The sequence below is a fragment of the Flavobacterium micromati genome (genome assembly GCF_900129585.1).
In the GTDB taxonomy this organism is placed as follows: domain Bacteria; phylum Bacteroidota; class Bacteroidia; order Flavobacteriales; family Flavobacteriaceae; genus Flavobacterium; species Flavobacterium micromati.
On sequence record NZ_FQWF01000007.1, the window covers coordinates 90,164 to 104,532 of the forward strand.

Genomic DNA, 14,369 nt, shown 5'->3' on the forward strand with positions numbered 1-14,369 from the left:
AGCCATCATAATTCGTTATCGTTTCAATTTATCTGTATAAAGTGAAGTGTCCTACAAATTCACGTCCATCATTTGACTGTTTAATTTTCACGACATACCAGTAATCTCCTGAAGGTAATTCGGCACCATTGTATCTACCATCCCAAAATTGTCCTTCGGTATATTTGCCTATTCTTCTACCGTAACGATCAAAAACATCAAATGTTAAATCTTTGTAATTGATTGTATTGGTTGGAGCCCAGGTATCATTGTTACCATCACCATTAGGTGTAAAAGCATTTGGAATTTTGATGTCTACAAACTCAAAAAATCTAGTAGCAGTAGCGGTACATCCTGACGCGTCAGTTACGGTTACCGTATAATTTCCTGATTTAGTTATAATAAATGAACTTTGACTACCAGCCGACTCGCCATCTAGACTGAACTGGTAATTTGTAATTCCACCCGTCGCTGTAGCAACAATTTCGTTTAAGCCACCATCAGCTAGTGTTAGTGTTAAAGGATCTACTCGAAGAATACCAAAAACAATTGCTTTTATACAACCATTAGAATGTCTCACTTCCACACTGTGCAATCCTACTGTCAAATTGTTGAAAACATTACTCGACTGGAAAACTCCTGAACCATCTAAGGCGTAATCTAAATCAGCTTGATTATTACTAGGATCAACAGTTATGGTTACTGAATTGCTCGCACTATTACTTATACAATCATAAGCAACTGTAGCTTGCGGGTTTAACGTCACTGCCTTTCCTAAAATCACAGTATGCTCTGTAGTACAACCACTAGCATCACGTACATAAACGATGTGTTCACTGCCTGTTAAGCCAGCAAAATCAAATTGTGTTTGACCTATAACACCGTTAGTGTAAGTTCCATTTCTATTGTTGATACTAACGCTATATGGAGCGTTTCCTCCTGTAATATTGACACTAAAAGCGGCATCATTATCACCTGTACAAACTTCTGGCATTTCTGATCCTGCAATAGTTGTTACAAAAATTGAATTTGGCTCAGTGATTTCGACTCCTGTTATGTATATGAAACAGCCATTTTGATCTTGAACGATATAATCGTAAAATCCTGGTCTCAAATCATCAAAAACATTGGACTCAAAAAACTGGTTTAAATTAGGTGAAATTGCATATTTAATAATTCCTGTGCCGCCCGAAGCTGTTATCACGATTGTTCCATCACCTTCTCCTGCACAAGTTACATTGGTGACAACATTAGCTTGTGAAAGCGCAGCAGCAGGCTCAGTAATTACAATTGGAACTGTGCTTTGTTCCAAGCAATCAATACTTACCACTCGCACTGTATAAGATCCTGCAGGAAGATTAGTAAAGTTACCCGGGGTAGTTTGTGTTGGAGTAAACGTGAGAGGATTTCCAGAACCATCTAATAATGTGTACACGTAATTTCCTAAACCGCCTTGGGCTGTTGCTACTATAACACCTGAACTATCACCACGACAACTAATTGTTGCATTAACGTCATTTATAGCAAGGGTTAGAGTTGGCACGGCATCAATTTTTATATCATTTGAAATAAAACTGGTACATCCATTATCATCTCTAATATAATAATTATATGTTCCTACCGCTACCGAGAATGTTACCGATGATCCTGTCATGGTAGTCGATGTGGTAAAGTTAGGATCCACACTGTAAATATACGGCCCAGTTCCTCCAGCAGCAGTTAAAGTAAGCGTAGCTTGAGTGTTACATGTATTTGCTGAAGCTAACACTAAGCTTGCTGTTACAAGCGCAGGAGGAGCTATTCTAATAGTTGCAGCAGTGGTTTCACAACCCCAAGAGTCAGTAACTTTTACTTGGTAACTCGCTGCTCCTAAATTTGTAAAAATGTTTGATAATTGAGGTCCGTTGTTAGTTACAGTACCATTAGCAAACGTAGTTATCAAAGTGTATAAATAGCTTCCTGAACCACCTGTTGGCGCACTAGCGGTAATGCTAGCTGTTGTATCTCCAAAACAACTCAATGCGGCACTAGGTGTTGCTGTAAACACAATAAGTGTTGGATTTGCTAGAACAACAATAACTTGATCTATACAACCTTTACTATCTCTGACATTTATAATATAGTTTCCAGCAACTAAACCAGTAAATTCTGTTTGAGTACCATACGCTACAATTGGATTTCCGTTTAAATTTAATTCATACTGATAACCACCTGGCCAACCTCCAGTAGCAGCTACTGAAATTGTTCCATCATTATTACCGCTAACACAAGTAATTTCGGTATGTGTTTCAGTAATATCCAGAGCGACATTTGGACCTGTAATGGTAAAGTTTTTAGAAACGGTACAAAAAGGTGATTGTGATAGCGTTGCTGTTACAGTATAAGTCCCAGCTGCTAATCCAGGAATAGTGATTGGTCCAGCGTTTGCTGCATTTCCTGATGCCACCGTAACTGTAGGTGTCGCTACATTTACCACTGTGTAACTAAAGGGCCCAGCATCATTAGTATTTATTGGTGCGGTTGTGATCAATCGGTCGACAAAAGTAATATTGGCTCTTCCATCATTGCCACCCAAACATATTACATCAACAAGGGTGTCAATTGTTAGATCAAAAGTGTTGGGCTCATTAACGTAATGAACACCTTGAATCTCACAATTGGTATCTAAGTTTCTAACTGTGATTAAATAATCGCCCACCACTAAACCAGTGAATATTCCAGTAGGACTCGTTACCACTGCTCCAAATATTGGTGCATTTGTATTTGGATCATAAGTCACAGCAACAATGGTATATTCTAAATTAGCAGTAGCTCCCACAGGTATAGTAGTAGCGGTCACGCTAATGTTTTCAAAATTGGTACAAGTTATTGCTTGATCGATATTGACATTTACCTTGTCTAAGGCAACGTAAGGAGCAATAACAACAGGTGTAGCTGTACTGCCTATACATCCTTTATCATCAACAACATTCACGGTATAAGTACCTCCAGCAAGGTTTGCTTCGGTGTACACATTACTGCTTCCAAATTGTACACGAGTTCCATTTAGTAAAAACTCATAGTTCAAGTACACTCCTGAACCTCCTGTGATTAACAACGGATTAACTGTAATGGTAGCTAGGTTACTTGTATTTCCTGCAATACAACCAAATTGTACTACTACAGGAGCAGGAACTGTGATTACTGTTGGTTCTATAACATCAATAGTTTCAGATGCAGTACATCCTCTACCTGAAGTAACGGTTACGGTGTATGTTCCTGCTGCTAAACCACTGAATAATCGGGATTCTTGTGCAGGTCTTGTAACCGTTACGTTACCTACAGTTGTTGTACCTGTAAGGGCAAAAGTGTAAATTGGGTTATCGTTTATACCTGCTGCTGGAGTGTCTAAAGTTGCTGTGATAGTACCGTCATTTCCACCGTTGCAGATAACATCAGTTTTAGTTACTGCAAAACCTGTAATAGGAGTTGCGGCTTGCAGGTTTACAGCTACAGAAGCCTCACAACCAGTTGTTGTATCACGAACGTAAACGATATGCGGTCCAGAGCTTATGCCTGTAAATGGTATGACCATAGGATAAACACCAGTATCGATTCTATATTCATAATTTCCTGAACCTCCTAATGTTGCCACTGTAATAACTCCATCTCCGTCAGTACAAGAAGGTGACACAGTTACTGTTGCCGTTAATATCAACGGTTGACGGATCACAACTAGTGCTGTTGCAGTTGTGGTACAACCATTAGCATCTTTTACCGTTACATCATAAGTGCCTGCTGCATTTACAATAAAAGTTGGACTTGTTTGAAAACCACCTCCTATGCTATAGGTAAAAGGTGCAACACCTGTAGGTGTATTAACCGTAAAAGTATAATTTCCTGTTACTACATCCGGACATTCGCTAAATGAAGCCACAGAAATAGCAGAAGGACTTGCATCCAAAATAATATTTTGTAAATTACTCGTAGTACAACCATTGGCATCAGTTACATAAACCGTCCAAGCCATGTCTAGCCCTCCATTAGTATCTACAACAAAAACATTATTAGATATAAAAACCGTTGGTACAGGATCACCCAATCTGGCTACTGCGTACTGATAAGCAGGCGTACCATCAGTTGCAGTTATTGTAATAGTGCTATTGTCATTATCACAATTTGTATTTGTGGCAATACTTGTTGAGGCAAGCGTTGCCGTTGGCTGGGTAATTGTTACTGTAACATCAGCGATACAACCAGTTGTAGCGTCAGTTACACGTAAAGTATAATTTCCGGGCTGCATTCCAGTTATTGAAACTGTATCGCCGGAGATTACAACTGTTCCTGTTCCTGCTGTTAAACTAGCAGTATATGTCGTTGCAAAATTAGCCACCGTAATTGTAGCAGTACCATTGTTGAGGCCAAAACAACTTACGTTTGTAGTTGCGCTGACTGTAGCTGTAATGTTATTTACCGGCGCAATTGTTAACAATTCTTGGTAGGTACATCCATTACTATCCGTTACTTGGAACATATAATCGTCTGGTACCAGACCAATAAATATTCCATTAGTGGCGCCCGTCACGTTGCTTGTTGCGGTTGCAGGTGAAAGTATTTGATACGTTAACATACCAGCTCCATTGATGACATTAGTGATGGTCACCGTACTCGTCAAGCTTGCTACTGGTGCACAATAAATTGGTGTTGCTGTAACATCCATCCCTGTTGGTGGATTGAATGCCGGTGTTGTCACATCAATTAAATTGAAGGTACAACCATTAGCATCGCGTACTACGATTGTGGTAATAGTAGCTATTGGGCCGTTATTTACTGTAAAAGTATTATCAGTTGTAAATCCTAAACTATTGAAGTTATAAGTGTAACCTGGCGTTCCACCAGTAGGAGTAACTGTAATTAAGGTAGTTGTGCTGCAGGTAGTATTAGCTGCAAAAGCTGCGCTAGCTGTTAATGCTGTTGCTGGAGCAACAACTACGTTGGCATCATCAGTACTACAACCTTGTCCAGAGTTTACTCTAATGGTATAAGTTCCTGGTAATAAACCTGTGAATATATTTGATGATTGCGCTGCAACTGTTTGTGGCCCTGCAATGATCGCATAGGTATAATCAGGATTTGTATTTCCTGGTAATAATGTAACAGTTATAGTGCCGTTGCTATCTCCTACACAAAGGGCTGGAGTTGTTGCGGTTGTAAATGTTACAGGAATTGCCGCTGACAATGTTACCTCTGCTGTAGTGGTACAAGGTGTTGGCGTGGCCGTATCGGTCATAGTAATGGTATACGTTCCCGCAGGCAATCCTGAAATAACTCCTGTTGTGTTATTTATTACAACACTTGGTGCGGTTGGTGCAATCGTATATGTATAGGTGCCCATAACTGGACCTCCAGTTCCCGTCATAGTAATTACACCATCATTATTAGCACAAGTAGGCAAAGCAGTAATGGCTGGCGTTGCCACTAATGGTTCATCAATGATTATCGTTTCAGTATCTGTACAACCATTAGTATCTCTAATACTTATGGTATGTGAACCTGAGTTTAATCCTGGAACAATATGTGGTAAACCTGTTATGCTAGTAAATGCACTTCCATCAACACTGATGGTATACGCTCCGGTACCCGCTGTAACTTGAGTAACTCTTATCTCAAAAATTCCTTGCGGTACACATTTATTCACTATTTCTAAAGCAATAACTGGCGATGGATCTACAGCAATTGTAACAGGTACATCAACTGTACAACCATTTGCATCACGCACGGTGATAATCCAGATCAAATCAGTTCCAGCTGCGCCTGGGTTTAAAGTTAGTACATTGCCAGGATTGAAAATTGTAGCAGGTCCAGGAGCTACTGCCGCCGCATACGTATAAGGACCTGTTCCTCCTGTTGTTGTTAATGTAACTAATGCACCTGTATTACAATCTGCATTTACATTTGCAGTAACATTAGATACAAGTGGTTGCGCTGGTTGAGTGATTGTAAAAGTATAAGAAGCTGAACATAACGTTCCTGTTGCCTCAGTAGCTCTCAACACATAATTACCTGCTGGTAATGTAGTAATATTTCCAGTAAATGGTCCTCCTGCAACTCCCGTTAATGTACCATTTATAGGAGTAGGTAAAGGTGCAAGCGTTAATGCATTTAATACTTGATAATTAATAGTTGTTACAGTTGGGTCGAAATTTTGAACTGTAAAAGCTAAGGTGCCGTTGGCTGTACCGTTACAAGTAACATTGGTACTTACAGTACCTGTTATAGCAATAGATGATGGTGATGGTGGTGTTGTAACCTCAACAATTGTGAAACATCCACCAGCATCAATTACTTGAAATTGATAAGTAGTACCATGAATTAAATTTGGAAATATATGACTTGTTGCAGCTGTTGGCCCAAAAGCGGTGCTTGGTTGACCAAAAATTTGATACGTAAAATTAGGAAATCCGGTAATTACTGAAATCTCAACAGTAGCTCCCGTTGCACATGTACCTGTACTTGCATTACCAGTTGCTACGATATTGGGTGGTGTTAAAATTCTTGTTCTAGCACTTTGAAATTCACAGCCATTAGCATCAATGATTCTAATATAATAATCACCAAAACCTAATCCTGCAAAATTAAAGGTAGTTGCAGGGATAGCACCTGATGTTGCGATTTGCGTGAATGCATTATTTAAAATGGAGTACGTAAAAGGAGCAACACCTCCTGAATTAATTGTTACATCAATACTACCAGGAACATTTCCATTACATTGAATAGGATTCGGACTAATGGTAGCTGCAATTGGTGCAGGATCAACTAAAACAATCGTTCCTGTAGCATCACACCCTTTAGCATCTCTAACAATATAATTGTAAGAACCAGCAGCTAAACCACCAAACACATTTGATGATCCTAAACCACTAACTCCTGAAATGCTGTACGTAAACGGAGCAACACCAGCTGTGGCAGTTAAACGAATTGAGCCGTCTGTAAATCCATTACACGTTGGGTCTACTTTTGCTGCTGTTGCCGCAACTGGCGTTATTGTATTAGTGTTAACCGTATTTGTTAATCTTACACAACCATTAGCATCGGTAATTTCAAATTCATAGCTTGCTCCAGTAGTTCCTGCTGCAGTATAAATAAATGAATTTCCTGTAAATGCAATTTGACCACCGCTGTAGGTGCCAGGCACAGTTCTTACTCTGTATGTAAAAGGAGCAAAACCACCAGAAATGTTTACTCTAATAGTAGCCTCTGCTGGTGCAGAACAAGTAATATCTTTAGTTACTGCTGCAACAGCAGTCAATCTTTGATTTACAGTTATGGTTGTAGTTGCTGTACAGCCATTAGCATCTCTAACTGTTATGGTGTAGGTACCAGCAGCCACTGTAAAAGTATTTGCAGGACTTGGAGCAACACCTGTATTTATGGTGTATGTATAGGGTGCTAAACCACCCGTTGCAGATGCTTCTATTTGAAATGTACTACCACTTGCTGTACATTGGTTTGTAACTGTGGCAGTTACATTTGGCGTACCATCATTAATAATAGTTACTGTTGTCACTGGTGTTAAACAACCATTGGCATCCCTAACGTAAACGTCCCACGATAAAATCGTTCCATTATTAGTATCTACTGTTACCACATTTGATGTTCCAAAAGTAGTAGGTGCCGTTGCACCACTTGGCACAGCCGCATAGCCATAACTTGGAGTTCCTCCAGTGGCAGTAATTGTTATTTGGGAGTTATCATTGCTACAAAATACTGGAGTTGCTGCTGCGGAAGTGATTGATACTCCCGATACTGGTTGATTGATGGTTATTGATTTAAAATCAGTACAACCTGTTGTATTATCTGTTACCGTAAAAGTATAGGTTCCCGCAACAAGATTTGTAAGCGTTCTTACATCTCCTGTTGAATTCATGTTAAATGGCAAACTTGCTGGTGTTGTTGTAACAACAATGTTATAATTGCCAGCGGCACTAAATCCAGTTACTGTAAATCGAGCGGAACCTGTATTATCCCCAAAACAAGCTACGTCTGACAGTTTTACTGCTGTAACAGCAATAGGCGTTACTGGAGCAATGGTATAAGATTCTGTATAAAAACAACCATTTGCATCGGTTACTCTAAACGTGTACAAACCAGGAAGCAATCCAGCAAAAGTATTGCTTGTTTGTTTTGCCACAATAGCTACAGATGGTGCAATAGTTTCATACTGTAAAATCCCCACTCCATTTATCGCCGTAACAGTTACTGTTGTTGTAGTAGCTGTAGGAATACACGTTATTGCTGGATTTGTAAATGTTAAATCAGTTGGCGGATTTAAGCGCAATATCGTTATCGTTTGAATTGGAGATAAACAACCATTCACATCACGAACTCTGTAGCTAATAATTTGATCGGTTCCATTATCATTTACCGTTAGTGTATTTGTACTTGTATATCCACCTCCATTAAAACTGTAGAAATAGGTACCTGTCCCTCCAGTAGGTAATCCAATAGTTACCAAAGCTGATAGTTTAGTATTTGTCGGACTACAAGTGAAATTCGTTGCCGTTGCTGTGATTACAATTGGAGCTGGATCCACGATAGTAACTGAACTTGGCACTGACTCACATCCTTTGCTATCAATCACTTTAATATCATACGTACCTGCAGCCAAACCAGTAAACTGATTAGTGGGTTGCGTAGTATACGAAGTAGCTGTAGTTAATTTTATAGCATAAGTATACGTAGTGGTAAAACCTCCAGAAGCGGTGATTGTAATGCTTCCGTTATTGAGTCCGTTACACGTTATATCTGTTTTTGCTGTTGCATGTGTCGGCGTTGTTTTAGGCGTTACCGTTATTGTATTACTAGTTGCTGGGCAACCACGGCTGTCTGTAATTGTAAACACGTAAGTTCCAGCTAATGTTGCAGCATAAGGAAAAGAAGAAACTGCAGTTGCTGCTGTTCCATTGTAGGAAACAGTATAAATATAAGGAGTTCCGTTACCACCAGTAATTAGTTCATTACCAATTGAGGCATTAACTAAACAGGTTAAATCTTGTAATAAAGATAAATTCAAAGTCAGTGCGGGTGCAATAACTATGTTAGCAAGTGTGGTTGTACAATTATTGCTATCCGTTACTAAAACAGTGTGTGTTCCTGGTGTTACATTTGAAAATGAAAACGTAGTTAAAGCCGAACTAACCGATGCGTTACTGTCTAATTTATAAGTAAATGGACCTACACCACCGCTTACATTTATAACAAGTGTGGCTGGATTTGCTGTAGTGTAGCAATAATCAGTAGTACTATCTAAAGTTGCCGTTAGTGCCGGTGGAGCTGTCACTGTAATTGCCGTTCCAGCTGGATTCGAACATCCATTTGCATCCGTAACAAAAACGGTATAATCCCCTGCGGGCACATTAGTAAAATCACGGTTGTTGCTAAATGGTCTAACAATAGTTATCCCATTCGCTGCGCGCAATTCATATTGATACGCTGGAGTTCCTCCGCCACCCGTTGCACGAATAGTTGCTCCTGTTGTACAAGTAGCTTCTATTACTCTTATAGCATCTGCTGTGACAGCAGTTGGTTCAGTGATAATAACTGAAAACGGTTTAGAACATGCACCAATAGCCGCTGCATCAGGGCGAACTACAACAGCAAAAGTACCAGCAGCTCTACTAGTTATAGTAACCGGAGAAGTTAACGACGTTGTGAAAGTTGCTCCATTATCAATGGAATATTGAAATCCAGTGGCAGCATCAAAATTTTGAACGTTAATAGTGAATTGACCATCAGCTGCTCCTGCACAAGTAACATTTCTTTCGCCTGTAATTTGAGCTGCAAAAGCTTTACCTGTAGGAACAAAAATAGTAAAATCTCTAGTGGTAATACATGTTTTTGGTAGTTGATATACTCTAATATCGTCTATAGCCACATCATTGCCGCTAGTTTGTCTCACATTAGATCGGACGATAAATCTTAGTGTTGTGTTTGCGCCAGGATTTAATGTAACTGGAGTTTTTGGATAGTTCTCCCATCTTTCCGATTTCGGAATTTCTCCCGTATTGTAAAAAGAAATTTCAGTCCCTGAAGCGTCTATCAAAGCAACTCTTAAATCAGGATTCGCTTGATTATTGAATCGATTTAGTAAATTAAATGCAAAAAACTCGACATTAATAGGTTGGTTTGGTATAATATTATTGATTACTTTCTCATACAAGATTTCTGTTACAGGAATTTGATCTCCAATATTTACTACCAATGCTCTACCTCTTGGAGTAGGTGGTATAGTAGGAGGTGTGTGATCTCCTGGCTGCAGCCAAGGTCCAAATGGACTTATAATTCTTGCCGTAACTGAATAATCTCCGTCGTTTATTTGAATATTATTTCTACATTGGGTTGCTACAACCTGTCTTTCAAAACAATAAAAAATTGCATTCATTCCAGGAGAAGTGGTGTCATCTCCGTATCCAAAATTTTCAAACAATAAGTTACTAAAAGTAGGAACTACACCTAAATTATAAGCTACTGTTATCTTATGTGTTCCCGGAGGAACATTAATAAATTCATTGGGTGGTGTGTTGGTGTTTACTACACCATTTCTAGAATAAACGTAAGTGTAATTTACCCCTCCAGGATTATTAACTGTTACCTTACTGGTGGCCGATCCATCACAATTAAAGTCAACAGGTGCGGCCACATCAATAACTGGTGCAACAGGTTCAGGATCTAACGTTACTGGCGCTGAGAAAATACAACGGTTAGCATCTCGTACAAATAAAGTATAAGTTCCTGGAGCTACAAGGGCATTGTTTACAGTACTCCAACTTGCTTGATTGTCAAAACTATACTCATAAGTACCAACACCGCCTTGAGGGTTAGTAATACGTACTCTACCAAAATTAGTATTAGGTGCAATTCCACAACCAGCTAATTCTGATACTCCTGCAGAGGCTGTTACTGCCGCCGCTGGTTGAGAGATTGTTATTGGTCTCATTGTATCTAAACAAATATCACCATTTAATGTATATCGTAGTATGGTATTGTATGTTCCCGCAGCAAGACCAGTAAAATTTGCAGAAGCGCCATAGGTGGCACCATTATCAATACTATAGGCTAGTGTGTAACCATTAGCATTAGTTACATTAAAATTAATAGTTCCTGTAAGATCATTATAACACTTTACATCGGTAGATGTGGTGTTACGTGTTGGAGCAGGAATTGCGCTCATGATAACTGGATCTAATGTAACCGAACAATTGTTGCTATCTACCACTTGTATAGAAAACGTACCCCCTGGTGACGGAATATTAAAGACATTATCTGTCACAAAAGGAGCATTATTGATAGAATAGCTGTACGGAAATGTTCCTCCCTGCTGCGTTACTGTAATTTGTCCATCAGTGCAGGTTATGGGTTTCGTAACTGCTGCCGATGCAGTCAAAGGAGTAAGTGTATTGATCGTTATTCTACGTCTTTCAATACAGCCATCTTGTGTTATTGCTTCCACATCATAACTTCCACCAGCCAAATTACCAAACGTAAATTGGTTAAACGTTTGAAGACCTGACGTATTAAGAAGAGTCGTACTTCCAGCTAGATAAATATTAAATGTGTACTGCGGGTTGACATCATTAGCAACCACTAAAACATTTCCTGTTCCCCCAAAACACAATGGCTGAGATGCATTTGCGGTTACCGTAAAATTTCTTCTACGAACTATTACATTGAGTACTTCAAAAACACAAGGGTTTGTAGCAATATTTTGTTGTCTTACATAAACGGTATACGTGTTTTGGACGTTAACTACGAAGGTATTTGACGTTTGATAATTTACGCCATCAATACTAAATTCATATCCTGAACTTGGAACATTGTTCACAACAATTCTTCCAGGTGTAGTACATATAATATCAGTTGCCGTTACTTGAGGATCTAATACATTTTTATAAACATTAAAATAATATTGATTAAAACAACCTCCGTCATAATTAATAGTTACCCTAAATTGACCTGGAGCACTGGCTAGAAAACTTGGCCCATTCGGTCCAGCTGATGTCCACGTACAACTTGCACTTTCATTAGCACATAAATCAGATAATGCAACCGGAGCGACGCAATTTGTCGTTTCCCAAACGATACTATTTGCTCCAGTTATGCCTGTATTAATTAATCGAGAAGCGGTTAATCCGCAAAGAAAGATTTTTGGTAGCTCTTTACCATTATTAGGACAAACAAGAATGGATCCATCTGGTTGCTTGTTATCAGCAAACGCATTGATTGGATTTACAGTTGTTCCGCCAAAAGGGGCTACAGTTATCACTTCATTATAATCAGTACAAGGAGCATTACCTACACCAAAAACGCTATAAACACCTGCGCGCGTCACAGTAACCGTTTGTCCGGTTGCATTAAATCCAAAAGGACCTGTCCAAGTATAACTTGCATATCCATTACGAGCTGTAATTGTTTTACTAGCTCCGCATAAAATTTCGTTTTTAGTAAATAGACAGTCGCTGACACCTACTAAAAAGTTAGTTGCTTGCGGTGTTCCTAAATTACAGGCCGTAAACGATGATAAACTCGGATCATCTGTTATTTGAGTGGCATTTACACTTCCTCTGTACGTTGCAAAAGCACTGTTTAAAATTCTATTATCACAAGCGTCACTTAAGTCAGCACAAGTAGGGACTACCCTAACTTTAAAACGTATTTCATATCTAGTAAAAGGTGGACCAGGAGTTAGATTTTTTACTACTAAATTATTAGGAATGGTGAAAATTAATGTTCTGTTAGCTGGAGTATAAGAATGCGTAACTCCTGGAGGAAGTGTACCAAGATCAGCAGGGTAATTAAAAATAATATTGTTAGGCAAAATATCTTTAATGGTAAAATTTGTCGCATCGTCATTGCCTTGATTTTCAAAACCAATTACATATTCTAGCTGATCTCCTAATGCTACATTGGCTCCACCTATATCATTCCCAGCAGAATTTTTAACTTCTTTTGTCAACAAGATTGCGGGTTCAATGATATCTACGGCAAAAGTGGCTACAAAAGCGCCATAACCATCGCCAGATGTTGTTAATCTCAATGTAGCACCCGTTTCATTATTGGGAACTACCTCATTATTGGCGTTAGCAACCACTACATTATCAATATCAAAGCCCAACGTATTGGAACTATTGGGTGACCTATTTGTAACAGCTACACCGTTATCCGTAATTGAAGCATTGAAAAAATTATTAGCTGGATTTCTAACATCGCTTATAGGTGTAAACAATGTTGGGACCGTTGACGCCTTAAACTGAAAAGTATCCCCAAATACTCCTAGGTCACCCTCAAGGGCTGCAACACCCATCTTGGCTCTTACAGGGAATGGAGCAGGTAAAGTTCTAAAACCATTAATTGCAAAATCAACTAATGGTAAAAAACCAGGGCCTGCATCTGGATTTACACCCACATAACCATCAAAAATGGAGATAAACTTACTTGGTACAGTAGGACTTTCGTATATCACAACCAATGTCCAACCTCCAGCACCACCACCATCTCTTTTTCCTCTTGCCGCCCTTACATTCGCAACTGTATATGGCCCATCAGCATCTGTTAAGATTGATAATAAAGATGTTACGTCTTTAAAGCACACATACGGTGAGTCCTTAAAAGAATCCGATACATTTGGTCCATTGAATTTATACCCATCAAATATTTTTTCATCTGCTACCAAATCCAAATAAGTCGTGGCATTAGGAACTTTGAACTTTATTCTATCAAAGTTTTCGTTTCGTAATGAACCTAGATATTTATTTCCTGTGTTAGTACTTCTATCATAGGGATAGATTGCAGACCAATATAATCCAGCAAAAACAATTTTTTTACAGCTGTTATTAATGTTCAAATTCGCTGTGCTTGAACTAAATGTTGAGTTGTCGTTGTCTATATCAATATATTCAACAAAAAAACTATTGTTATTGCCTGTATCATTGTAAGGTAAATTAGCTTCAGTTGTAAGTGCCGCTAAATTTGTAACAGTTCCAGTGTAAGTAACGCCATTTTGGGGTGCTGAGGGACTGAAAATAGCAGGGTTTAGACTACCGCCAGGTCCCACACCATTTACTTTATTGATTACGGTGTTACCAATAAGAACAACATCACCTTTAACCTTTATATTCCTATCAGGACCCGGAAGCCTTGGAGTAAATCCTTTTCCAATTTGCCCATAAGACAGCTGCCCAATAAAAATTGAAAAGACCAACGATACAATCATTTGGAAAACTAATCCTCTTTGAACCCTCTTGCTATTTACACAAATAGGTGTTGCACCGCTTAGGAATAACAAAATTGATTTTATGAAAATAGTTGTGGCTTTAAGTATAGTAACTCTTTTTGAAAAAGTAGTTTTTTCCATA

At 38.9% G+C, this 14,369-nt stretch carries 1 protein-coding gene; it reads right to left on the reverse strand.

Annotated elements, in window-relative coordinates:
• Nucleotides 1–28 precede the first annotated feature (28 nt).
• Complete coding sequence (locus BUB42_RS08910) at nucleotides 29–14,368, reverse strand: T9SS type B sorting domain-containing protein (RefSeq protein WP_073019333.1); 14,340 nt, start codon at nucleotides 14,366–14,368, stop codon at nucleotides 29–31.
• Nucleotide 14,369: the final 1 nt, after the last annotated feature.

Bases quoted from the DNA above. Each gene is read 5' to 3' on its own strand.
- BUB42_RS08910 (WP_073019333.1), bottom strand. From the start codon at position 14,368: ATGGAAAAAACTACTTTTTCAAAAAGAGTTACTATACTTAAAGCCACA.